21 protein-coding genes are annotated in these 23,600 nt (G+C 68.8%); 3 read left to right on the forward strand and 18 right to left on the reverse strand.

Features of this window, described 5'->3' with window-relative positions; translation table 11 throughout:
- Positions 1-419: 419 nt before the first annotated feature.
- The 13 genes from ACWEWT_RS10600 to ACWEWT_RS10660 form a co-directional block, all read right to left on the reverse strand.
- Positions 420-740, reverse strand: a complete 321-nt coding sequence (locus tag ACWEWT_RS10600; RefSeq protein ID WP_452558055.1) for a DUF202 domain-containing protein — start codon at positions 738-740, stop codon at positions 420-422.
- Positions 741-753: 13 nt separating this feature from the next.
- The gene (locus tag ACWEWT_RS10605) at positions 754-1,125 is read right to left on the reverse strand and encodes a YidH family protein (RefSeq protein WP_452558056.1); all 372 of its coding nucleotides are present in this window, start codon (positions 1,123-1,125) and stop codon (positions 754-756) included.
- A 226-nt stretch (positions 1,126-1,351) separates the two neighbouring features.
- Positions 1,352-2,275 (reverse strand): tyrosine-type recombinase/integrase, encoded by a 924-nt coding sequence (locus tag ACWEWT_RS10610; RefSeq protein ID WP_452558057.1) that lies wholly within the window; start codon positions 2,273-2,275, stop codon positions 1,352-1,354.
- A 525-nt stretch (positions 2,276-2,800) separates the two neighbouring features.
- Positions 2,801-4,012 (reverse strand): DNA-processing protein DprA, encoded by a 1,212-nt coding sequence (gene dprA, locus ACWEWT_RS10615; RefSeq protein ID WP_452558058.1) that lies wholly within the window; start codon positions 4,010-4,012, stop codon positions 2,801-2,803.
- Complete coding sequence (locus ACWEWT_RS10620) at positions 4,009-5,520, reverse strand: YifB family Mg chelatase-like AAA ATPase (protein WP_452558059.1); 1,512 nt, start codon at positions 5,518-5,520, stop codon at positions 4,009-4,011. Before ACWEWT_RS10620 ends, dprA begins: the two co-directional genes overlap by 4 nt.
- Entirely contained in the window at positions 5,520-5,876 is a 357-nt protein-coding gene (locus ACWEWT_RS10625) for a YraN family protein (RefSeq protein ID WP_452558060.1), read from the reverse strand. The genes ACWEWT_RS10620 and ACWEWT_RS10625 overlap by 1 nt, the downstream gene beginning before the upstream one ends.
- A 125-nt stretch (positions 5,877-6,001) precedes the next feature.
- Entirely contained in the window at positions 6,002-6,307 is a 306-nt protein-coding gene (locus tag ACWEWT_RS10630; protein ID WP_011210678.1) for a DUF2469 domain-containing protein, read from the reverse strand.
- A gap of 138 nt (positions 6,308-6,445) precedes the next feature.
- Positions 6,446-7,195: a ribonuclease HII gene (locus ACWEWT_RS10635; protein ID WP_452558061.1), complete on the reverse strand. Its 750-nt coding sequence runs from the start codon at positions 7,193-7,195 to the stop codon at positions 6,446-6,448.
- A 154-nt stretch (positions 7,196-7,349) separates the two neighbouring features.
- On the reverse strand, positions 7,350-8,132 hold the full coding sequence (lepB, locus tag ACWEWT_RS10640; protein WP_452558062.1) for a signal peptidase I: 783 nt from the start codon (positions 8,130-8,132) through the stop codon (positions 7,350-7,352).
- A 113-nt stretch (positions 8,133-8,245) separates the two neighbouring features.
- Positions 8,246-8,587, reverse strand: coding sequence for a 50S ribosomal protein L19 (rplS, locus tag ACWEWT_RS10645; RefSeq protein WP_452558063.1), 342 nt, complete (start codon positions 8,585-8,587; stop codon positions 8,246-8,248).
- Between the two features lie 122 nt (positions 8,588-8,709).
- Positions 8,710-9,645: a hypothetical protein gene (locus ACWEWT_RS10650; protein ID WP_452558064.1), complete on the reverse strand. Its 936-nt coding sequence runs from the start codon at positions 9,643-9,645 to the stop codon at positions 8,710-8,712.
- A gap of 24 nt (positions 9,646-9,669) precedes the next feature.
- Entirely contained in the window at positions 9,670-12,138 is a 2,469-nt protein-coding gene (locus ACWEWT_RS10655; RefSeq protein WP_452558105.1) for a Tex family protein, read from the reverse strand.
- Between the two features lie 123 nt (positions 12,139-12,261).
- A complete protein-coding gene (locus tag ACWEWT_RS10660; RefSeq protein WP_452558065.1) occupies positions 12,262-13,884 on the reverse strand; it encodes an AMP-binding protein in 1,623 nt (540 codons plus the stop codon).
- Between the two features lie 89 nt (positions 13,885-13,973).
- Here ACWEWT_RS10660 and ACWEWT_RS10665 point away from each other — a divergent pair, with 89 nt between their 5' ends.
- The gene (locus ACWEWT_RS10665; RefSeq protein ID WP_452558066.1) at positions 13,974-14,828 is read left to right on the forward strand and encodes a response regulator transcription factor; all 855 of its coding nucleotides are present in this window, start codon (positions 13,974-13,976) and stop codon (positions 14,826-14,828) included.
- Between the two features lie 60 nt (positions 14,829-14,888).
- Here the strand turns inward: ACWEWT_RS10665 and trmD are convergent, their stop codons facing one another.
- The 4 genes from trmD to rpsP are packed head-to-tail and all read right to left on the reverse strand — an operon-like array spanning position 14,889 to position 16,799.
- Complete coding sequence (trmD, locus tag ACWEWT_RS10670) at positions 14,889-15,575, reverse strand: tRNA (guanosine(37)-N1)-methyltransferase TrmD (RefSeq protein WP_452558067.1); 687 nt, start codon at positions 15,573-15,575, stop codon at positions 14,889-14,891.
- Between the two features lie 13 nt (positions 15,576-15,588).
- Complete coding sequence (rimM, locus tag ACWEWT_RS10675) at positions 15,589-16,113, reverse strand: ribosome maturation factor RimM (RefSeq protein ID WP_452558068.1); 525 nt, start codon at positions 16,111-16,113, stop codon at positions 15,589-15,591.
- Positions 16,114-16,356, reverse strand: a complete 243-nt coding sequence (locus ACWEWT_RS10680; protein WP_030521790.1) for an RNA-binding protein — start codon at positions 16,354-16,356, stop codon at positions 16,114-16,116. It lies immediately after the preceding gene.
- Positions 16,356-16,799, reverse strand: coding sequence for a 30S ribosomal protein S16 (gene rpsP, locus ACWEWT_RS10685; RefSeq protein WP_327150409.1), 444 nt, complete (start codon positions 16,797-16,799; stop codon positions 16,356-16,358). Before rpsP ends, ACWEWT_RS10680 begins: the two co-directional genes overlap by 1 nt.
- 342 nt (positions 16,800-17,141) lie before the next feature.
- Here rpsP and ACWEWT_RS10690 point away from each other — a divergent pair, with 342 nt between their 5' ends.
- Together ACWEWT_RS10690 and ACWEWT_RS10695 are read left to right on the forward strand one after the other, a co-directional pair.
- Positions 17,142-19,040, forward strand: coding sequence for a vWA domain-containing protein (locus tag ACWEWT_RS10690; RefSeq protein ID WP_452558069.1), 1,899 nt, complete (start codon positions 17,142-17,144; stop codon positions 19,038-19,040).
- Between the two features lie 109 nt (positions 19,041-19,149).
- Complete coding sequence (locus ACWEWT_RS10695) at positions 19,150-21,027, forward strand: vWA domain-containing protein (RefSeq protein ID WP_452558070.1); 1,878 nt, start codon at positions 19,150-19,152, stop codon at positions 21,025-21,027.
- A 249-nt stretch (positions 21,028-21,276) separates the two neighbouring features.
- On the opposite strand, the gene ffh is transcribed toward ACWEWT_RS10695, so the two are convergent.
- Positions 21,277-22,854 carry a signal recognition particle protein gene (gene ffh / locus ACWEWT_RS10700; RefSeq protein ID WP_452558071.1) on the reverse strand — a complete coding sequence of 526 codons (1,578 nt, stop codon included), beginning with the start codon at positions 22,852-22,854 and terminating at the stop codon, positions 21,277-21,279.
- Between the last annotated feature and the right edge of the window lie 746 nt (positions 22,855-23,600).

The following is a 23,600-nucleotide window of genomic DNA, read 5'->3' on the forward strand; positions in this document are numbered from 1 at the left end:
GAGAAAGTCTTCCGCATGTAAGGCAGAAGCACGATCGGAACGGTCAGCGGCGTCGTACCCACCGGCCGCGGAAATACGGTCGGCGATCTCGGCGCACCACCTCGCCCGCACCGGCCCCGCCGGGCCGGCCTCCACGGCCCGGCCCGGTGGTCGCCGATAGTCGGCCGCTTCCGCGCGTTGTCGATTGCGAGCGTCGCGCGCAGCGCCGAAACCTCCGCCGGTCCCGTGCGTTCATCGCGCGGGCGAGCGCCGGAACCGCTCTCGGCAGCGCAGCGGTGGGCGGGCCATACTTTCGCTTCGGTGGAAACGGCCGGGACCGGTGCCGGTCGTGCACGAGCGGCTCTTCGGCCGCGCCGGACTCTCCGGTTGCCGCAGCCGAAACATGGGTTGCGTGGCCGGAGGCTGTCCACGGCGATACTTCACCCGGGTGGACCGGGATGCACCACCACATATCCGGTGATGACCAACGCTGCGATCGTCACCGCGACGACCGCCGAAAAGATTGTGGCCACCGCCGAATCGTCGGCCCCCAGATGGAGGCGGCGATTGCGGCGATACCCCAGAGCCGCGACGGTCAACAGGACCAGGCAGGCGATTCCCGGCAGGAGCGCGGCCGGATTCCATCCTTCTTCGAAGACGGTGCGCAGCAGCAGGAGCGCGACCGCCACACATCCCAGGCAGGTGCGCCGCCAGGACAGCGCCGTCCGCTCCGCGGCCAGCCGGATCTCGGTCGAAGTCATACCTTCACCGGCCTCAATGCAGAAGTACGGCCGTACAGGCGAGGATCGCCACGAATGCGGTACCGGCGGACAGCACCGGCACCAGCACGGTGCCCGGTAGCGGTCGCCCCTCGTCCATGGCGAGTCGGATCCGCCGCCAGTGCAGATACGCACCGACGGCCACCACCAGCGAAAGCACCAGACAGCTCACCGCCAGCGCGGTACGGAAATCCGTATTCCACTGCTCCTGCACGACTGCGTGCACCGCGACCCCACCGGCCAGCAAACCGAGCGCGGTGCGAATCCAGGACAGGAACGTACGCTCGTTGGCGAGGGTGAACCGATAGTCGATCGGTGCCACCTCGTCGGCTGCCGCTTCCCCGATTTCCTCGCGCCCCGGACTCATCCGGCGATCGCGCTGGTCGTGGTCTGCACGCTAACCTCCCGCTGTCCCGGTCGGCCGCAGTTGGACGGCTCCGCCGGACAGCGTAAGCGCCGTACTGCGAGACGTCCAACGACCGGCTCCGGACGCGACGCAGCACGTGATCTGTTCGTATTCGAGATCCTCGATCGGCCGGCGCTGTGCGGCCACCGATCGTCCCGGCCGCGGGACGCGACACCTCGGACAGGGCTCAGGCCCGGGGGTGGGCCTGGTCATGGGCTTTTCGCAGCCGGTCGATGGAGACATGGGTGTACAGCTGGGTGGTGGCGAGACTGGCGTGTCCGAGCAGTTCCTGCACGACTCGTAGGTCGGCGCCGCCTTCGAGGAGATGGGTGGCGGCTGTATGCCGGAGACCGTGTGGACCCAGATCGGCGGTACCCGGGATTGCGGATACGACCGCGTGCACCACCGTCCGGGCCTGCCGCTGGTCGAGTCGGCGGCCGCGTCTGCCCAGGAGCAGCGCGCGGCCGGAGTCGGGTGTGGCCAGTGCGGACCGCCCGTAACGCAGCCATTCACCGATTGCGTGATCCGCCGGTCCGCCGAAAGGCGCGGACCGCTCCCGGTTGCCCTTGCCGAGGACGCGCACCAGGCGCCGTTCCCGGTCGATATCGTCGATATCGAGTCCGCACAGCTCGCCGACCCGGATCCCGGTGGCATACAGCAGTTCCACGATGAGACGATCCCGCAGCGCGAGCGGATCGTGCTGCTGAGCCCCCGATGCCGCGGCGTTCAGCACGCGGCCTGCCTGCTCCTGCCCGAGAACGGCGGGCAGACTTCGGTGGGCTTTCGGCGCGGCCAGCCGGAGACCGGGATCCACGGTCAGTCGCCCGGTCCGGGTGAGCCATGCGGTGAACGCCCGTGCCGCCGAGGCCCGCCGCGCCGTACTGGTTCGAGCCGCACCACGATCGGCGTGCGCCGCAAGCCACGATCGCATGGTCGGCAGATCCAGTTCGCGCACCGAGGCATCGGCGGCACGGTCGACCAGATGTCCCAGGAGCGACCGGATATCTCCTACGTAGGCGCGCACCGTATGCGCTGATCGGTTACGACCGAGCCGCAGGTGCCGCCCATATTCGGTCAGCAGCGCTTCCAGGTCCTCGGGCAACTCACGCACTGTCACACAGTCGCCCCCGGGCCCCCGCTCCGCAAGCCCACGCGCCGATATCTGCCGGGTTCGCACCTTCTCCAGCGCGCCCCGCCTCCGACGCCGTCGACCGGTGTCCCCGACGCAGGACCACGCATACGCGAGATGCACCCGGCACCCGGCACCCGACCTCCGGCATCGGCACCCGGCACCCGACCTCCGGCATCGGCACCCGGCACCCGGCACCCGGCTTCCGACGTATGTTGCCGCCTCGGAGGCGGCTGGGCGGCAGGCCGGCCCCTCTCGATATTCGTTCGGCGCGGAAGATGAAGCCTTTCTCGCCGACCATGAGGCCGTCGCCCGCACCATCCGCACAGCACACATCGCTGTGACAGACGCGATGGAGCCCGTGAGGATCTGGGTTGTGCACTTCACAGCCATGCTCAGCTTCTCGGCCCGGCCCCACCGGTCGCCGTGCACGCGCCGGTGCACTGTTCGCGCACCACTCTCGATCTCTGCTGCTCCCGCTGGTCGCGGCCGGTCGCTTCTCGTGCGCTACCCGACGTCGGAGTCGAAAGCTCCACCCCCTTTCTCCGCGCGGCCCAGCCGGAACCAGCCCGCCTCGCCGCGGGCAACCACTCCGGCCAGATCGAGCGCTACGAGTGCGGCCCGGACGTCGGCTGTCTCCAGCCCCGCAACGGCGGAGAGTTCGTGCGGCCAGCTTCCACCGATATCGGGTAGCGCCGCCAGCACCTGCGCCTGGACGGTCCCGGGTCGATCGGCCGGTGGCGACTGCGAGCAGGTGTTCACCGGTAGATGCAGGGGCGCGGCCTCTGCCAGTACATCTTCCGTGTCGGTGACGAGCACCGCCTCACCGTCGCGGATCATACGGTGGCAACCGACCGACGCCGCCGAATCCACCGAGCCCGGTATCGCTAGCGCGGGGCGACCGATCCGGCGCGCCCACTTCACGGTGTTGCGGGCCCCGCTGCGCATTCCCGCCTCGATCACCAACACTCCGTCGGACAGGGCCGCGATCAGCCGGTTCCTCGCCAGGAAGTGGTGTTTACGCGCGGTTGTGCCGGGTGGGTATTCACTCACCACCAGCCCGGTGTCCGCGATCCGGGCGATGAGACGTTCGTGCTGGGCAGGATAGGGCCGGTCCGCACCACTGGCCAGAACGGCGATGGTGGATCCGCCGACCGCGAGTGCGGCCCGGTGGGCAGTGCCGTCGATACCGAAGGCAGCGCCGGAGACGATGGTCCAGCCGCGGGCCGCCAGCTCCCCGGTGATCTCACCGGCCACCCGGTCGCCGTATCCGGTGCTGCAGCGAGCACCCACCACCGCCATCGCGCGTTCGGTGAGTTCGCTCAGATTCCGCCGGCCACGGACCCAGAAAATCAGCGGTAGGGCGCCGTCCGGATCTCGGCCCGGCGCCAACTGGGCGAGCCCGAGCATCCGCCAGGCAGGCCATTCCGCGTCGTCGGGGGTCACGAGCCGGCCGCCGCCCGCGCGGATGGTCTCCAGATCCCGTGCGGCCGTATCGAGTTTCCGCCGCCGCTCCGTCGCGGTGCGCAGTACCGGCGGCAGCGTACTGTCGCGCACCGCGCGTGCGGCCTCGCACACCCCGACAGAATCGATCAGTGCGGTCAGTGCCGGACACGGTCCCAGCACCACCCGGGACAGGTACGCCCAGGCCAGCTGCCGCTCCTCGTAGTCACCGGCAGAATTGCGCACCCTCGGGGCGCCCGTTCCGGCGGGTTTCATCGCGGACTCCGCTGCCGGAAATCGAGAGCTTGCATCACATCGTGCGCAGTGGGTGTGTCACCACCACGCAGATCGCAGACCGTCCACGCGACCCGCAGGGCCCGGTCGGCGCCGCGTGCCGAGATCCGGCCGAGCCGCAGCGCCGCCTCGACCGGCGCTGTCGTCTCGGTCGGCAACGGGAACCGCCGACGCAGCGCATACCCCGGAACCTCGGCATTGGTGCGCCAACCGTCGTCGCGCCACCGGGCGACGGCGGCGGCCCGGGCCGCGGTCACCCGACCGCGGACGGTGGCACTGTCCTCCGATTCCGCCGCCGCGAGTCCGGCACCCGACACCGGATGCATCTGTAACCAGATATCGATCCGGTCCATCAGCGGACCGGACAGTTTGCCGAGGTAGCGGCGGCGAGCGAGGGGAGCGCAGATACAGTCCACATCGCGAGCGGGGGCGCAGGGGCAGGGATTCGCGGCGAGTACGAGTTGAAAACGCGCCGGGTACCGGGCCACTCCGTCGCGGCGCGCGATCCGGACCTCGCCCTCTTCCAACGGCGTCCGCATCGCCTCCAGTACTTTGGCACCGATCTCGGCGCACTCGTCCAGGAACAGCACTCCCCGATGGGCGCGACTCACCGCCCCGGGCCGCGCCTGCCCCGAGCCGCCGCCCACCATGGCACTCACCGAGGTCGAATGATGCGGCGCGACGAAAGGCGGGGCGGTGATCAGCGGTTGTTCGTCGGAGAGGGTGCCCGCGACCGAATGAACGGCGGTGACCTCCAGTGCCTCGTTCTCCGACAGCGGTGGCAATACCCCGGGTAGGCGCTGCGCCAGCATGGTCTTCCCGATCCCGGGCGCCCCGGTGAGCAGCAGATGGTGCCCACCGGCGGCGGCGACCTCCAGTGCCCAGCGCGCCTCGTGTTGCCCGGCGACATCACGAAGGTCTCCGGTCGAGGTCGGCCGAGGTGCCGTGCGGACGCCCACGGATTCCTCGAGCCCCCCTTCGCCACGCAACCAGTCGACGGCGGCGCGTAACGTCGGCGCGCCCAGCACCCGGATCCCGGCGACCAGCCCCGCCTCGGGCAGGGATTCCTCCGGAACCACGACTGTCTTCCGGCCTGCCCGGCGGGCCGCCAGTACGGCCGGCAGGATGCCACGGACCCGGCGCACCCGCCCGTCGAGCGCGAGTTCGCCCAGCAGCACCGTGCCGCCGAGCCGCTCCGCGGGCACGATATCGGCAGCGTCGAGCACGGCGGCGGCGAGCGCGAGATCGTAGACGGATCCGACCTTCGGGAGCGTCGCCGGTGACAGCGCCAGGATCACCCGGCCGTCCGGCCATTTCTCGCCGGTGTTCGCCACCGCCGCCCGGACTCGGTCCCGGGATTCCTGGAGCGAGGTATCCGGCAAGCCGACCAGATGCACCGAGGGCAGCCCCTGTCCGATATCGGCCTCGATCTCCACCACCTGCCCGTCGATACCGCGCACCGCGATCGAGCAGGCCCGGCCGAGGGGCATCAGAACACCGCCCGGAGGTGATCGATGACCGGGTCGGTGGTACGGGAGAGCAGAATCGAGACCACGTCGAAGCGGATCCGCTGCCAGGGCCCGTCCTGTTCGGTGAGCCAGAGCAGCGCCAACCGGCGGATCCGTTGCCGTTTGTCGTAGGTGACGGATTCGGCCGGGGTGCCGTAGCCGAGACCCGATCTGGTCTTCACCTCGACGAAGGCGGTGACTCCCGCGTCCCGGACCACCAGATCCAGTTCGCCGTACCGGCACCGCCAGTTACGGCAGACGATCTCCATACCGGCGGCCTCCAGATACCTGGCCGCCAGTTCCTCCCCTTGTGCGCCGAGCGCCGCGTTATGTCCCACGGACCCAGAATCCGCCCGGTTCGCGCGATCGCCGCCGGGGCGACCTGCAGAAACAACAGACCTGTGGACAAGCCCGAGCCTGTGGACAGATTCCGGCGCAGCGGGTGGCTAGCCGGAGCCGCGGCTCATTCGGGCAGGCGCAGGTCCGGCTTTTCCAGCTCTTCGATGTTCACGTCCTTGAAGGTGATCACCCGGACGTGTTTGACGAAGCGCGCGGGCCGGTACATATCCCACACCCACGCATCGCTCATCCGAACTTCGAAGTACACCTCGCCGTCGGCGTTCTGCGGTCGTAGCTCCACCGAGTTGGCCAGATAGAAGCGGCGTTCGGTTTCCACCACGTACGAGAACTGACCGACGATGTCCTTGTACTCCCGGTAGAGCGAGAGCTCCATCTCGGTTTCGTATTTCTCGAGGTCCTCGGCACTCATCGGGTGGAACGTCCTCCTTCTCGCCGCCTTACATCTGAAGACATCATCGCTCATCACGCCCGGGCGTGTCACCGTGGGCCGGACCGCGCGTCCCGGCGCGCCCGCCCGCACCGTCGCGGTGGACCGGACAGGCCCCGGTCAGGCGGCGCCACCGGCGTCGGCGGTCGCGAAGACCAGGGATTCGGCCGCCGCGGGGACCGGCGTGCCGCATTCGCGCACCGTACGCCACGACCGGCGGTGTTCCGGGCACGGACCGAGCCGGCGCAGCGCCTCGAGGTGCCGGCTGGTGTTGTACCCCTTGTGCTCGGCGAATCCGTAGCCGGGGCGGCGCTGATCGAGTTCGACCATCATCCGGTCCCGGGTGACCTTGGCCAGCACACTGGCGGCCGCGATACAGGCCGCGCTGGCATCCCCACCGATCACCGGCAGCGACGGCACCGCCAAACCCGGCACCCGGAAACCATCGGTGAGCACATACCCCGGCGAACAATCCAGGCCCGCGACCGCGCGGCGCATCCCCTCGATATTCGCGACGTGGATTCCGATGGCGTCGATCTCCGCGGCCGGGATCACTACCACTTTCCATGCCAGGGCCAGTCGCTTGATCACCGGGAACAGCGATTCGCGGGTGGCCTCGGTCAGCTTCTTGGAGTCGTTGAGCCCGGCCAGGGCAACCGACGCCTTCGGCGCGAGAACGCAGGCGGCCACCACCAACGGCCCGGCACTCGGGCCGCGACCAGCCTCGTCCACACCCGCGACCGGGCCCAGGCCGCTACGGTTGAGCGCCGAATCGAGCGTCCGCAGACCAGCGGCCTTGCGAATCACGACCCGCGGCGGCCAACTGCTGCCTCGTCCCGTACCGGCGCCGGCACGGTTACTTCGTGTCACTGGCCACCTCGCGACAGATGATCGGAACCACCGCCCGATTATCGCGCATCGGTTCGATCGCGGCGCCGGTAGGTCCGATCGAACGGCTTGTCCGGCAATACGATCGGCCGCACCGGCAACGGGCGGGGTTCCGCGGCAAAAGGGGCAGGACCGGCTACTGCGGATTCTGCGAGGTCACCGGACCGATCCGGCCGGGCGGCCAGATCTTGAACACGGCTTTGCCGCGGACGTTCTCGATGGGGACCGTACCCTGCAGATCGTCACCCACATGGGCACGGGAATCGCGCGACTCGTTACGGTTGTCGCCCATCACCCACAGATGACCCGGCGGGACCAGCACCGGACCGAAGACCCGGCCGACCGGATAGGCGGCGTTCTGCTGGCCGGCCACCCACGGGTAGTCGTCGGCCACGTAGGGCTCGTCCAGCGGTTTACCGTCCACCATGACCCGGCCCTGTTCGTCGCAGCATTCGACAGTCTGGCCGCCGACGGCGATCACACGTTTCACCAGGTCGTTCTCGTCGGGCGGAACGAGACCGAAGAAGGCGAAGAAGTTCTGTATACCGCGGACCGCGGGATTGTCGGAGCGGATGGAGACGTAATGATCGTTCCACGACGGTGGTCCCACGAACACGACCACATCGCCGGGTTCCGGATCGCTCCAGTAGTAGCTCACCTTCTGCACATAGATCCGGTCGCCGGTACAGCCGGCGCAGCCGTGCAGGGTGGGTTCCATGGACTGCGAGGGAATGACATAGGGGCGGCCGACGAAGGTGACCATGAGGGCGGCGATGATCGCCGCGATGACCAGCAGGATGGGAAGTTCCTGCCAGAACGGGCGCTGCCGCTTCGCCTTGACCTGCTTTCGCGCACGACGCCTTCTCGGCGGTTCGTCCCTGGATCCGGACCCGGAAACCGACCAACTCTCATCTGCCACGCGAACAGCGTAGCCCGGTGCCACAACGTAACCGTGGCACCGGGCTACATACGCCGTTTGCCGAGTTCACCGGCGTGCGCCGGGGCGCACGGGTGTCGGCGATCAGCGACGGGTCAGCGCTTTTCCTTGATCTTGGCGGCCTTACCGCGCAGCTCCCGCAGGTAGTACAGCTTGGCGCGGCGGACATCACCGCGGGTCACCACATCGATGTGATCGATGGTGGGGCTGTGCACCGGGAAGGTGCGCTCCACACCGATACCGAACGACACCTTGCGCACGGTGAAGCTCTCGCGGATACCGCCGCCCTGGCGCCGGATGACGACGCCCTTGAAGACCTGGATACGTTCCTTGGAGCCCTCGATGACCTTCACGTGCACATTGAGGGTGTCGCCCGGCCGGAAGTCGGGGACGTCGCTGCGCAGCGAGCTCTCGTCGACGAAATCAAGGGTGTTCATGATCATCCTTCTGATGGTCGCGCGAACAGAGGAACCTGGCGGCGCGGACGCTCGACCGGTTCGTGCTCCGAATGTGGGATGCGCCCGGGACGTGCCCAGGGCAACCTGTGCATTGTGCCAGATCAGGGGTCGCTTTCGGAAACCGGCCCCGGCCGGCTCGCCGGATCCTCGGTCGGCTCGGGCCGATCGTGCGGCCACAGATGCAATTCCTGCAACAGCGGGTGGGGCCGCGCCGCCGGCGGAGGCGGGGCCGGTTTCACCTTACGCGTCAGTTCGGCTTCGGCCGCCGAGCGTGCGTGGTCGACATCCGGACTCCCGGCGATCAGGTCCTGGACGAAGATCTTGGCCCGGATCGCCGGGCGGCGATACCGGCGTTCGCGGACGATGGCGCGATACATGAGGCGCCGACGGCTGCCGTAGCGCCAGCGCGCCCAGGGTGCACCGGGGCGGCTGAGCCGCAGCGCGCCGACCACCAGCAGCGGCAGGAAGAACATGCCGAACAGCCCGGTCCAGATCTTGCCCTTGGCGATGACCACGGCGGCCAGCCCCAGATTCACCACCGCGAACCCGGCGACCAGCAGCCGCGTCTCGACACCCGGCTGGTGCCGCACCCCGTTGATCTCCAGCAACCACAGTGGGTGGAAGCCCAGGAGCAGCAGGCCGGTGACCGCGAGGGCGACGAAAACGGCGTCGATCGAGGTCCGGCCCTGTTCCTCCCAGTACACATCGCGTAGGTAGTACAGGAGCGCGAACTCGTCGAGGACGAGTGCCGCCCCGACTCCGAACGCGGCGGCCAGCGCGGCGGCCGTGGCGGTGCTGTCGGCGCCGGCCCCGGCGATCATCCCGATACCGGAGATCAGCACCAGCACCACACCGAACACCATGTGGTGGATGTGGACACCGCCGGATTTCAGATTGCCGGGCCACCAGCGCACCCGGGCCCGGATCAACCGCACACTGACCCGGATCACCAGGAATCCGACGATGAAGCCGAACAGGAAGCACAACAGCGGGAGCCGGCCCGCGGCGATCACATCCTCGGACAGCCACTGCCGCATACCGGCCCTCGAATCAGCTCGTGGTCACTTCCCGAAACCGGCTCGCCGCAAGGCCTCGGCCATGGCATCGTTCACCGGAGCATTATCGCGCCTGCCGTCCCGGCCCTGCCCGCGATTACGCCCCTGACCGCCACTGTTTCCCCGATTGCCACTGCCGCCCTGGCCGCCGGACTGCCCACCGCGGTTCTTGTCGTTGCGAGCCCGGTCGCGGCCGCCCCGATCGCCGCCGCCGGTACCGCCGTCGCGGCCGCCTTGGCCCCGGCCGCGGTCTCCGGGGCCCTGGCCGCGTTCGGGTTTGCCCGCGCCCGGTTCGTCGTCGAGTCGGAGCGATAAGCCGATCCGCTGGCGCGCGATATCGACCTCGAGCACCTTCACCTTGACCACATCGCCGGATTTGACCACTTCACGGGGGTCGCGTACGAAATTGCGCGACATCGCGGAGACGTGCACCAGTCCGTCCTGGTGCACACCCACATCGACGAAGGCACCGAACGCGGCGACATTGGTGACGACCCCTTCGAGCACCATCCCCGGTTCGAGATCGGCGACCTTCTCGATACCCGCCGCGAACTCCGCGGTCTTGAATTCCGGACGTGGGTCGCGGCCGGGCTTCTCCAGCTCGCTGATGATGTCGGTGACCGTGGGGACACCGAACTTCTCGTCGGTGAAATCGGCGGGGCGCAGGGTGCGCAGCACCGTACCGTTACCGATGACCTCGGCGATACCGGTGGCGGTGGAATCGAGAATCCGGCGCACCACCGGGTATGCCTCCGGATGCACGGCCGAGGTGTCGAGCGGATCGTCACCACCGCGGATCCGCAGGAAGCCCGCGCACTGCTCGAACGCCTTGGGGCCCAGTCGCGGCACGTCCAGCAGTGCGGTCCGGCTGCGGAAGGGCCCGTTCCGATCACGGTGCGCGACAATGCTCTCGGCCACCGAGCCGGTGACCCCGGAGACCCGGGACAGCAGCGGTACCGAGGCCGTGTTCACATCGACACCGACCGCGTTCACGGCATCCTCCACCACCGCGCCCAACGAACGAGCCAGCAGCGTTTCCGAGACATCGTGCTGGTACTGCCCGACACCGATCGATTTCGGCTCGATCTTGACCAGTTCGGCCAGCGGATCCTGCAACCGGCGCGCGATCGAGACCGCGCCGCGCAACGAGACATCCATATCGGGCAGTTCCTGGGAGGCGTACGCCGATGCCGAATACACCGAGGCCCCGGCCTCGGAGACCACGATCTTGGTCGGCTTGTTCTCCGGAATCCGCTCGATGAGTTGCGCGGCGAGCGCGTCGGTCTCCCGGGATGCCGTCCCGTTGCCGATCGCGATGAGTTCGACTCCGAACCGCGCCACCAGGGCTCCGAGCACCGCCAGCGATTTCTCGGTCTGGTTCTGCGGTTTGTGCGGATACACCACTTCGGTGGCCACCGCTTTGCCGGTGGCGTCCACCACGGCGACCTTGACGCCGGTCCGGTAGCCGGGGTCCAGGCCCATGGTGGTGCGGGTCCCGGCGGGGGCGGCCAGCAGGAGATCGCGCAGGTTGGCGGCGAATACGTCGACCGCGTCGCGTTCGGCGGCCTGCCGTAGGCGCATCCGGGTATCGATACCCATGCTCACCTGGAGTTTGGTCCGCCAGGCCCAGCGCACGGTATCGAGCAACCAGCCGTCGGCGGCGCGCCCCGCCTCGGCGATCGAGAAGCGCTGCGCGATACGGGCCTCGTAGAGACTGCGTTCACCGGGCACCGGTTCGGCATCGGCGGGTTCGGGGTCGAGATGCAGGCTGAGCACCTCTTCTTTCTCACCGCGCAACAGCGCCAGAATTCGATGGGAGGGCAGACTCGTGAATTCCTCGCCGAATGCGAAGTAGTCGGCGAACTTCGCGCCCGCTTCTTCCTTACCGGGCCGCACAGTAGCGGTGAGACGTCCCCGGTTCCACATGAGTTCACGCAGTTCGCCGACCAGATCGGCATCTTCGGCGAAACGCTCGACCAGGATGGCGCGCGCACCCTCGAGCTGTTCGGCGGAGTACCCGGACGGATCGGTATCCGGTTCACCGAGCAGGGCGTCCGCGACGGGTTCGTGCCCGGCCTCGCGCGCGATCTGAGCCTTGGTGCGACGCTTGGGCTTATAGGGCAGGTAGATGTCCTCGAGCCGCGCCTTCGTCTCGGCCAGCAGCAGCTGCCGGTGCAGCGCTTCGTCGAGTTTGCCCTGACCGCGAATGGATTCGATGATGGTGGCGCGACGTTCGTCGAGTTCGCGCAGGTAGTGCAGACGTTCCTCGAGGGTGCGCAGTTGCGCGTCGTCCAAGCCGCCGGTGACCTCTTTGCGGTACCGCGCGATGAACGGCACGGTCGAACCGGCGTCCAGTAGTTCGACGGCAGCCTGTACCTGGTTCTCCCGCACCGCGAGTTCGTCGGCGATCCGCCGGCTCACGGGGCCCGATACGGCCGGGCCGGTACCGGGGTCTCGAGGCGAGTCGGTGGGGATGGTCTCGGGGTCCGAGGTCTCTGGCACTGTCGTCACCACCCGCACACTACAGTCGCCCGGCGACAGCCGGCCCGCGCCCGGTCCCGGCTCCACTCTCCCCGGGTCCCGGGGTGGCGGCCGGGTCTATCCGGCGTCATGTCCCTGCTGCCGCAGGAGGAACCGCTGCACCTTTCCGCTGGGGGTCTTGGGCAGCGCCGCGACGAAATGTATCCGGCGCGGATAGGCGTGCGCGGCGAACTTCTCTTTCACCAGAGTCTGCAGTTCCGCCTCCAGTTCAGTGGTTCCGGCCACGGCACCGCGCAGCACGACGAACGCCTCCAGCACTTCGCCGCGCAACTGGTCCGGCATACCGACCACCGCGGCTTCGGCCACATCGTCGTGCAACACCAGCACGCTCTCGACGTCGAACGGACCGATCCGGTACCCGGCCATGATGATCACATCGTCGTCGCGGGCGGAGAAGTGGAAGTACCCGTCGGCGTCGCGCGAACCGGCATCGCCGGTGAGATACCAGCGACCGTCCGCGGTGTAGCGCCGGGCAGTTTGTTCCGGCGCGTCCAGATAGCCGAGGAACCACAGCAGGGCACTGTGCTGGGCATCGACCGCGATCCGGCCCAGTTCGCCGGCCGGTGCCTCGGTATCCGCGTCGTCGGACAGCACGGCGCACTCCCATCCGGGCAGTGCCCGGCCCATGGAACCCGCGGGCGCGGCGCTGTCCAGGTCGTCGTGCCAGGCGTTGCAGATGACCATGCCGTGTTCGGTCTGCCCGTAGTGATCCCGTACCGCGACGCCGAGTTGCGCTGTGGACCAGGCGACCACATCCGGGGTCAGCGGCTCCCCTGCCGAGGACGCCCGGCGCAACCGCACCGGATCACCCGGCTCCGCCGCTCGTAGTGCCCGGTAGACGGTGGGCGCGGCCGCGAAATTGGTGACGCCGAACCGTTCCAGGACCTGCCAGGTCAGCGCCGGGGAGAAGCCGGCGTGCAGCAGCAGGCTGCGGGTGCCGGAGACGAGGGGGCCCAGGATGGCGTAGTAGAGGCCGTAGGCCCAGCCGGGGTCGGCGGCGTTCCAGAAGACATCGTCGGGGCGGACATCGAGCGCGAACTCCTGATAGGCGTGAAACGAGGCCAGCGCACGGACCGGGATCGGGACGCCCTTCGGCGTACCGGTGGTGCCGCTGGTGAACAGCTGCACCAGCAGACCGTCGCCGCCCACCACGGCCGGCGGACGGGTACCGGCACCGTCGACCGGCAGCTCGTCCATCCACAGCGCGCCCGGAACACCGGCGCCGGTGACGATCGTGCGCCAGGGCGGGTCCGCGGGCATATCGCCGCCGGGGGCCAGTTTGCCGGCCTGGTCCGGATCGGCGACCACGATCGACGCCCCGGACGCCTGTAGCCGGAACGCGATGGCAGGGGCCGCGAACGCGGTGAACAGCGGGACGTGCACGGCACCGCACCGCCAGATCCCGAGCAGTACGACCACCAGATCCGCCGATTTCGCCATCAGCGTCGCGACCTGATCGCCGGGTCCCACACCGAGCCCGGCCAGGGCGGCGGCGAAGCGTTCGGACCGCGTACGCAGTTCGCCGTAGGTCAGATCGACAGCCGACAGATCGCTGTCGATCACGGTGAATGCGACGGAATCGGCCGGATGCCGGTCACACAGCAGCTGCGCGGCGCAGGCGTCGATCCGGTCGTAGGAGTCCAGCAGCTCACGTACCCGCGTGTTCGGGTCGGCACCCATCTCGTATCTCCTCGTTCGTCCGGCCGGTGTTGCCATAGGATGTAGGTCACACCAGGTCCGGCACTACCCCCGAAAAGGGGTGACATTCGATGCCCACTCCACGCTCGCTGTTACGACCCCGCGACAGCGACGCCCTGCGCGCCGAGATCCGCCGGCTGGCGGGTGTCGCCGGCGTCCCGGTGCTGTTCGGGGGCGAGGTCGACGCCGATACGCTGCGGTTGACCGAGTTCTCCGGAGTGCGGACGAACGGGCTGCGCGGACTTTCGGTGACCAGGGCATCCGGGCTCGGCGGCCGGGTGGTGGATTCACGACAGCCGGCCTCGGTCTCCGATTACGGCAGCGCACTCTCGATCACGCATCACTACGACGCGCCGGTGCTCGGCGAAGGGATCCGGTCGGTCCTCGCGGTACCCGTGGTGGTGTCCGGTTGTTCGCGCGCTGTGCTGTACGCGGCCGCTCGGGGCGCCGGTCCCATCGGCGATCGCACCGCCGACGCACTGGTGCAGGCCGGACGGCGGCTCGCCGCGGAGATCGGCGTCCGCGACGAGGTGGACCGGCGGCTGCGGCTGCTGGACATCGCCCGGCCGACCGCGGCCGTCAGTGGTGCGGTGGCCGAGGAACTGTGCGCGGTCCAGGCGGAACTTCGCGCCATCGCGGACGCCGCGGGCGATGAACGGATGCGGGACAGATTGAGCGCGGTGGGCGAACGGCTGAACCGCGCACTGGCCGGTGATCCCGTTCCCGGAGCACCCCGGCTCGCCCGGCGCGAAATCGATGTACTACTCCAGGTCGCGTTGGGCTGTTCCAATCAGGAGACCGCACAGCGGCTTTCGCTGGGCCCCGAGACGGTCAAGAGCTATCTGCGCAGCGCGATGCACAAACTCGACGCGCATTCCCGGCACGAAGCCGTGGCCGCCGCCCGCCGCCTCGGTGTGATCCCCTGATGTGGACCCCCGCCGACCGGTGGGGGTGAATTCGGAAGGGCGACACCCACGTAACGCGGCTCAGTCCGTCCCGGGCAGCAGATCCGGCCGTCGGGCGCGCGTACGGATGAGGGACTGTTCCCGCCGCCACGCCGCGATCCGGGCATGGTCGCCGGACAACAGGATCGGGGGCACCTCGAGCCCTCGCCAATCCACCGGACGGGTGTAACTGGGCCCTTCGAGCAACCCGTCGGAGAACGAATCCTGTTCGTGCGACTGCTGATTGCCGAGAACACCGGGGATCAACCGGACGACGGCCTCGGTCATCACCAGCACGGCGGCCTCGCCACCGATCAGTACGTAATCACCGATACTGACCTCTTCGACGCGCACCCGCCGAGCCGCGTCGTCGAACACGCGCTGATCGATACCCTCGTAGCGGCCACAGGCGAACACCAGATGCTCTTCCCCGGCCCACCGCTGCGCGGTCTCCTGGGTGAACGGCACCCCGGCGGGTGTGGGAACCACGAGCAGCGCGTCGTCCGGGCATACCTCGTCGAGCGCATCACCCCAGACCACAGGTTTCATGACCATGCCGGGTCCACCCCCGTAGGGGGAATCGTCCACGGATTTGTGGACATCGTGGGTCCAGCGCCGCAGATCGTGGACATCCACCGAGACGACGCCCTTGCCGATGGCCTTACCCAGGAGCGCGGTGCGCAGCGGGTCCAGGTACTCCGGGAAAATGGTGACCACGTCGATCCTCATGACGCCGGCCACCTCATTCCGGATCCAGCAGGCCTTCGGGCGGATCGATCACGATCAGCCGGTCGGCGATCGACACGGTGGGCACGATGGCCGTGACGAAGGGGACGAGGATCTCCCGGCCGTCCGCGGCGGCCCGGACGGAGAGCAGTTCACCGGCCGCCGAATGCAGTACTTCGGTGACGGTTCCGACCGTGCTCCCGTCGGGGAGCTGTACCCGCAGGCCCTCGAGTTCGTGGTCGTAGAACTCGTCCGGGTCCGCTGCCGACCCGAGATCCTCGCTGTCCACCAGGAACAGCGTGCCCCGCAGCGCATCGGCGGCACTTCGGTCGGTCACCCCCGCCAGTTGCACCAGGAGCCGGCCCGAATGTTCCCGGGCCGACTCCACGGTGAAATCACGGACCTCGGTCGAACGCGCCACACGCCCACGCAGGGCGGAACCGGGCGCGAACCGCGCCTCCGGTTCGTCGGTGCGTACCTCGACGACCAGTTCGCCCCGCACACCGTGCGAGCGGGCGACCCGGCCCACGACGAGTTCCATCTACTGGTCGGTATCGACCACGTCGACCCGGATACCCCGGCCGCCGATCCCGGCGACGAGGGTGCGCAGCGCGGTCGCGGTGCGACCGCCCCGGCCGATGACCTTGCCCAGGTCGTCGGGGTGGACGTGTACCTCGACGGTCCGTCCGCGGCGGCCGGTGATCAGCTCGACCCGGACGTCATCAGGATTGGCGACGATACCGCGGACCAGATGTTCCACGGCATCGGCGACGACGACGCTCATTACTCGGCGGCCTCGGCGGACTCGGTCGCCTCGGCGGCGTCCTCTTCCTTGTCCTTCTTGGCCTTCTTCTTCGGGGTGACGGCCTCGGCGGTCGGCTCGTTGTCGGCGGCGGCCAGCGCGGCGTTGAACAGGTCCAGCTTGGACGGCTTGGGCGCGGCGACCTTCAGGGTGCCCTCGGTCCCCGGCAGGCCCTTGAACTTCTGCCAGTCGCCGGTGATCTCCAGGAGCCGCTGCACCGGTTCGGTCGGCTGCGCGCCGACACCCAGCCAGTACTGCGCCCGCTCCGAGTCGATCTCGATCAGCGAGGGCTCTTCCTTGGGGTGGTACTTGCCGATGGACTCGATGGCCCGGCCGTCACGACGGGTGCGGGCGTCCGCGACGACAACGCGGTACTGCGGGTTGCGGATCTTGCCCATACGGGTGAGTTTGATGCGAACAGCCATCTGCTGATCTGCCTTTCATAGTGGTCACGGCGCAATTCAGCGACTCGCGCGGTATCGCGAGCCCGGTTTTGCGAATGAAGTGTGTGACCGCCGCGCGGTACGTGACCGGAGACGGGCTGACACTGTCCAGAAGGACGGTCGCCCATTCTGCCAGACACCGCGGCCGGGCCGGTAATCGCCTCCGACCGAGCCCGGGGTATCGAGGTCGCGGGCCATACCGGAACGGCATGACATCCCGCGGGCGGGAGTACGAGCAGTTGGCAGCAGGTCAGTGGTCTGCGTAGCGTCCGATCGGCGGTGTCCGAGCAGGATGCGGCGGAGTCGAACGGGAGTACCGACCACGTGTCATTGTTGAACAGAGTTCTGGCCACGGCCGCGGCAGGGGTGATCGGCCTGGTGCCAGTGTCCGCGCCGGCCCTGGCCCAGCAATCCCCGGGGCAGCAGAACACCGAGTACGCGCCGACGATGCTCGTCCTGGACGCCTCCGGGTCGATGGCGGCGGCCGATCCCGGCGGTGGCACCAAGATGGACGCGGCCAAGAACGCCGTCCGGTCCTTCGTCACCGCGGCTCCGGACACGTCGAAGGTCGGACTCACCGCGTACGGCACCGCTACCGGCTCATCGGACGCCGAGAAGGCCGCGGGCTGCCAGGACGTTAAGGTGCTGCAGCCCGCCGATACGATCGACAAACCCGGCCTGACCGCGGCGGCCGACGGGATCGTACCCAGCGGCTACACCCCGATCGGTACCGCCTTACGGACCGCGGCCGGCGCGCTCCCGCAATCGGGCCCGCGTTCGATCGTGCTGGTCTCCGACGGTCTGGACACCTGCGCACCGCCGGACCCCTGCGAGGTGGCCCGCGAGCTCAGCGCCCAGGGCGCCGAGATCGTCGTGCACGCGATCGGCTTCGGCGTCGACGACCCGTCGCGCGTGCAGCTCACCTGTATCGCGCAGACCACCGGCGGTACCTACACCGACGCCGTGGACGGTAAGACACTCGAACAGGTATTGCCACGGGTCACCGCTACGGCGCTGCGCACCTACGCGGCCATCGGTACCCCGATCGCGGGCACGGCGGATCATCGGAACGCACCGGTCACCGAACCGGGTCAGTACCTGGACGTTCTCGACCAGAAGAAGCCGCGCTACTACGCGGTGGATGTGCCCGAGGGGGCGACCGCGTACTTCAGCGGTACCGTCTCGTTCCCGCGCGGCGGTGGCGATGCCTCCATGGCGAACAACGTGCTCAATCTACGGGTCTACGGACGCGACGGCCAGGACTGCTACGTCTTCGAGAACGAGCAGGCCACCCGCTCGACCGACGGTGTGGCACTGACCGTGGCATCGATGTGGGAGGGTGCGGCCGAAGCCCCGAACGGCAATGCCGCGCACGACAAATGCGCGGGCGGCGGACGCTACTACTTCATCCTCGAATGGGCGGGCGTCGCCGACGGCGCCCCGACCCGGCTGCCGGTCGAGTTGGCGGTGGGTATCGAGCCCGCCGTGGCCGATCCCGGTCCCGCGGCCGAACCCACGCCCGTGACCTTCGCCGAGCCCGGCGGGCCCACAACACCGGCCGTCGGCGGCGGTTCGTTCAATGTGGCCGCGCCGCTGCCGGGGACCGGCCGGTACACCGATACGCTGCAGCGCGGGGAATTCGTCTTCTACCGGGTGAAACTCGACTGGGGGCAGGGTCTGGCCTACCGCGTGCGGTTCGGCGAGACGCCGGGACGTGGTATCGACAACCTCTCCAACATCACCACCACCCTGTATGCGCCGAGTCGCAAGGAAATCGATAACGATTTCGCCGCCTACACCGGGTCCGAGCAGGTACTCCCGACCAACGAGCCCGCCCTCGCGACCCCACCGATCCGCTATCTGAACCGGAAGGAGGCGGACAGCACGATCGCGGAGCAGGCTGTCGCCGGCTACTACTACATCGCCGTCAAGCTCGGCCCGAACAGCGGTACCGGCATTGCCCCGGCGGTGCCGGTGGAGCTGGAGATCGACGTTGTGGGTACCGCGGAATCCGGACCGCGTTACCAGGACGGAGCCGAGACCACGGGAACTTTCGGCGAGAACGAGAAACCCGCCACCGGGAACGGGACGGACAGGGCCGCGGACGAATCGGATTCGGCCGTTTCACCGCTGGTGTGGGGTACCGCCGTCGCGCTGGGCGCCGGGCTGCTCCTCATCGTGGTCGTCGTCGTGTTGCTCGCCCGCCCTCGCGGCGGACGCTGACCCGCAACCGGGCAGACCGATATCGGATAACACCCCCGGACCTCCGGCACGGAGCTCCGGGGGATCGTGCCCATTCGAGTGGGACAGCACTGAACGGGAGGACCATCGCGTGTCGTTTTCGAGCCGAGCGCTCACAACCCTGGCGGCGGCGGTGATCGGCCTCGTACCGGCCGCGGCGCCCGCGGTCGCGCAACAATCGCCGCAACAGGCGGCGGAATACGCCCCGACAATGCTGGTGCTGGACGCGTCGGGCTCCATGCTGGCGCCCGACCCCGGCGGCGGCACCAAGATGGACGCGGCGAAGAACGCGGTCCGCGCTTTCGTCGCCGCAGCACCGGATGCGGCCGAGGTCGGACTCACGGTGTACGGCACGGCCACCGGATCCTCGGACGCGGAACAGGCCGCCGGCTGCCGGGACGTCGCGGTCCTGCATCCGGCCCGGACCATCGACAAACCGGCGCTGACGGCGGCAGCGGACGGGATCGTGCCGCGTGGCTACACCCCGATCGGCACTTCGTTGCGGACGGCGGCCGCAGCACTACCGCAGGAGGGCCCTCGCTCGATCGTGCTCGTCTCCGACGGACTGGACACCTGCGCGCCGCCGGACCCGTGTGATGTCGCACGTGAGCTCAGCGCTCAGGGCAACGAGATCGTCGTGCACGCGATCGGCTTCGGCGTCGACGATCCCTCGCGGGCGCAATTGACCTGTATCGCCCAGAGCACCGGGGGCACCTACACCGACGCCGCCGACGGCAAGACCCTGGAGCAGGTACTGCCCCGGGTCAGCGCCGCCGCCCTGCGTACCTATGCCGCGACCGGTACCCCGATCGCGGGAACGCCGGGATACCGGGAGGCGCCGGTGGCCGCACCCGGGCAGTACCTGGATGTGCTGGGCCGGACGCAGCCGCGGTATTACGCCGTGGATGTGCCCGAGGGCGCGACCGCGTACTTCACCGGAACCGTCTCGTTCCCGCGCAAGGACGACTCATTCACCTCGGTCGACAGGCTCGATCTGCAGGTCTACGGCGCCGGCGGCCAGGACTGCCGTGCCGAGGAGAGCAAGTTGGCCACCAGGACCGGCGACGGGGTCGCGTTGACGGTCGGAAGTGTGTGGAAGGGAGCGGCGGAGCCCGACTCCGGTAGCGCGGACACCGACGCGTGCACCGGTGGTGGCCGCTACTATTTCGCGCTGGAATGGGCCGTGACCTCGGACAACGCCCCGGCACAGCTACCGGTCGAGCTGTCCGTGGGCGTGGAGCCGGCAGCCACCGATCCCGGTCCCACTGCCGCGCCCGCGGTGGAATTCACCGCACCCGGCGGCCCCACCGCGCCGACAGTCGGCGGCGGATCGTTCGATATCGCCGCGGAGCTGCCCGGAACCGGCCGGTACACCGATACGCTGCAGCGCGGGGAATTCGTCTTCTACCGGGTGAAACTCGACTGGGGCCAGGGTCTGGCATACCGGGTGCGATTCGCCGCGACCCCGGAGCGGGGCAGCGAGTACACCTCGAATATCACTACCACGCTCTACAACCCGTACCGGGCCGAAATCGACTTCGACACCATGGCCTATACCGGTAGCGAACAGTTGCTGCCGTCGCACGACCCGGCGCTCGCCACCGCCCCGATCCGGTACCTCAACCGGGAGGCCGCCGATACCGGGGTCGCCGGGCAATCCCTGGCGGGCTGGTACTACATAGCGATCAAGCTGAGCCCGACGGACAAGGTCGCGCCGGTGCCCATCGAGCTGGAAGTCGATATCGCCGGCACTCCGGAATCAGGGCCTCGTTACGCGGACGATTCCACGAGCAACGCCACCTTCGGTGAGGATTCCCATCCCCTCGCTTCCGGGGAGGCGAGCGATCAGCCCGACGGCACCGCCGACGGGATCTCGACGGTCGTCGGAATCGCAGTCGGGATCGTCGCCGTCGTTCTGATACTCGCCGTAACGACCGCGGTTGTCCTGCGGCGGCGCCGCACGCGCTGACCGCGCGTACACCTGTCCGGGCGCCGACGCCTTACCGCACCGGGTAGTCGGCGCCCCGGCTACCGCGGGCGGCCCAGAGCGCCGGGGAGTTCACTCGCAGACCGGACAGCCGGGCCGCGCCACGGTCAGCGATCCGACCGGGCGAACACCGCGTGCCGAGCTTGTCCGACCGCTACGCATTACATGAATCGGGCAGTTCGGACGTGATTCGGCCCAGGCCGATACTGCCCGCCCGGGCCTACCGGTCGACTACTTGTCCGGGAACTTGAACTTGGAGATGTCGAAGCCCTCCAGGCCGGGGGGCAGCTGATCGAGACCGGGCGGCATATTCGACAGATCGGGCATTCCGCCGCCCCCCGGCATACCGCCGGGCAGACCCGGCATCCCCGGGAAACCGCCGCGCATCTTCGGCTGGGTGGGCCCACGCCCGCCCTTCTTGCCCTTCTTGCCCTTCTGCTTCCTGTTGTTGCGACGGTTGGCGCCGGGCATCCCCATCTGCCGGCCCATCATCGCCATCATCTTGCGGGCCTCGAAGAACCTGTCGACCAGCTGGTTCACATCGGAGACCTGGACTCCGGACCCGTTGGCGATACGCAACCGGCGGGAGGCGTTGATGATCTTCGGATTATCCCGCTCGGCGGGAGTCATCCCGCGGATGATCGCCTGTACCCGGTCGAGCTGCTTATCGTCGACCTGGGCGAGCGCATCCTTCATCTGGCCGGCGCCCGGCAGCATCCCCAGCAGGTTCCCGATCGGGCCCATCTTGCGGATGGCCAGCATCTGGTCGAGGAAATCCTCGAGGGTCAGCTCGCCACTGCCGATCTTGCGGGCGGCCTCCTCGGCCTGCTGCGCATCGTAGACCTGCTCGGCCTGTTCGATCAGGGTGAGCACATCGCCCATACCGAGGATGCGGCTGGCCATCCGGTCGGGATGGAAGACGTCGAAATCCTCGAGCTTCTCGCCGGTGGAGGCGAACATGATCGGGGCACCGGTGACATTGCGCACGCTCAGCGCCGCACCACCGCGGGCATCGCCGTCGAGTTTGGTGAGCACCACGCCGGTGAAGCCGACACCGTCACGGAACGCCTCGGCGGTGGAGACCGCGTCCTGGCCGATCATGGCGTCGAGGACGAACAGGGTCTCGTCGGGTTTCACCGCGTCACGGATACCTACCGCCTGCGCCATGAGCTCGGCGTCGATACCGAGCCGGCCGGCCGTGTCGACGATCACGACGTCGTACTGTTTGGCGCGGGCCTCGGCGATACCGGATTCGGCGACGGCGACCGGATCGGCCGCCGTGATCCCGAGGGCATTCTCGCCACCGCCGATCGAGGTACCCGGATGCGGTGCGAACACCGGTACACCGGCACGTTCGCCGACCACCTGCAACTGGGTCACCGCACCGGGGCGCTGCAGATCGCAGGCCACCAGCAGCGGCTGATGCCCCTGTTCACGCAGCCATTTGGCGAGCTTGCCGGCCAGCGTGGTCTTACCGGCACCCTGCAGACCGGCGAGCATGATCACCGTCGGCGGGGTCTTGGCGAGCGTCAGCCGCCTGGTCTCGCCGCCGAGGATCCCGACGAGTTCCTCGTTGACGATCTTGACGACCTGCTGGGCCGGGTTGAGCGCGGCGGAGACCTCCGCACCCTTGGCCCGCTCCTTGATCCGGGAGATGAACCCGCGGACCACAGGCAGCGCGACATCGGCCTCCAGCAGCGCCAAGCGGATCTCCCGGCAGGTGGCGTCGATATCGGCCGGCGACAGGCGTCCCTTACCGCGAAGGTCCTTAAGGGCACCGGTCAACCGGTCGGATAGGGATTCGAACACCTGGCGCGCTCCTGATCTCGAGTGACGGCACTGAGTCCCAGGGTAATGGGCGTCCCAGAGTAGCGGGCGCCCCGGCGGGCCCACGGCCCGCACCGGACTGCTCGCGCACATCACCGGAGATCGTCGGCGGACCACCCCGCACCCACGGCGTCGTGACTGTCACCAGACGGTCGAGGCACCCGACCCGGCACACCTTTCATCTACTCCGGACGGTCCCGCCCACCGACCGCGCCGCCACGGCTCTGCATCGACCAGTGCGAAGGAGGACGACAACCGCCACATCAGAGGCCATCCACCGATCGAAGACCCGAACCGAACACCCACAGCACGGTGAACCCCAACGCACCGCCTGAACCACACCTCCCCGCACGACACCTGGCGCCTGCTCCGGATGGTCCACCTCAGCGGGCGCCCCCGCCCGGCTCCGGCTCCGGAGTGACCAGAGCGAAGGACCGCAACAACCGCCACACCAGAAGCCATCCACCGATCGAAGACCCGAACCCAACACCCACAGCACGGTGAACCCCAACGCACCGCCTGAACCACACCTCCCCGCACGACACCTGGCGCCTGCTCCGGATGGTCCACCTCCGCGGGTGGGGCCCGCCCCGGTTCTGGAGCGACGAAGCGAAGGAGCGCAGCGACTGAGCGAAGGAGTGAAGAACCGGGGTTGATATTTCTTCTCAGTCTTCTTCTCGCTGTTCTCGGTCATGCTCACCACTCCCTGCTCGCCCAGTAGGGCAGGC

This window comes from Nocardia sp. NPDC003963 (assembly GCF_053605105.1).

Coding starts and splice junctions, on each gene's coding strand:
- ACWEWT_RS10600 (WP_452558055.1), bottom strand. CDS start 740: ATGACTTCGACCGAGATCCGGCTGGCCGCGGAGCGGACGGCGCTGTCC.
- ACWEWT_RS10605 (WP_452558056.1), bottom strand. CDS start 1,125: ATGAGTCCGGGGCGCGAGGAAATCGGGGAAGCGGCAGCCGACGAGGTG.
- dprA (WP_452558058.1), bottom strand. CDS start 4,012: ATGAAACCCGCCGGAACGGGCGCCCCGAGGGTGCGCAATTCTGCCGGT.
- ACWEWT_RS10620 (WP_452558059.1), bottom strand. CDS start 5,520: ATGCCCCTCGGCCGGGCCTGCTCGATCGCGGTGCGCGGTATCGACGGG.
- ACWEWT_RS10630 (WP_011210678.1), bottom strand. CDS start 6,307: ATGAGTGCCGAGGACCTCGAGAAATACGAAACCGAGATGGAGCTCTCG.
- rplS (WP_452558063.1), bottom strand. CDS start 8,587: ATGAACACCCTTGATTTCGTCGACGAGAGCTCGCTGCGCAGCGACGTC.
- ACWEWT_RS10650 (WP_452558064.1), bottom strand. CDS start 9,645: ATGCGGCAGTGGCTGTCCGAGGATGTGATCGCCGCGGGCCGGCTCCCG.
- ACWEWT_RS10660 (WP_452558065.1), bottom strand. CDS start 13,884: ATGGGTGCCGACCCGAACACGCGGGTACGTGAGCTGCTGGACTCCTAC.
- ACWEWT_RS10665 (WP_452558066.1), top strand. CDS start 13,974: ATGCCCACTCCACGCTCGCTGTTACGACCCCGCGACAGCGACGCCCTG.
- trmD (WP_452558067.1), bottom strand. CDS start 15,575: ATGAGGATCGACGTGGTCACCATTTTCCCGGAGTACCTGGACCCGCTG.
- rimM (WP_452558068.1), bottom strand. CDS start 16,113: ATGGAACTCGTCGTGGGCCGGGTCGCCCGCTCGCACGGTGTGCGGGGC.
- ACWEWT_RS10680 (WP_030521790.1), bottom strand. CDS start 16,356: ATGAGCGTCGTCGTCGCCGATGCCGTGGAACATCTGGTCCGCGGTATC.
- rpsP (WP_327150409.1), bottom strand. CDS start 16,799: ATGGCTGTTCGCATCAAACTCACCCGTATGGGCAAGATCCGCAACCCG.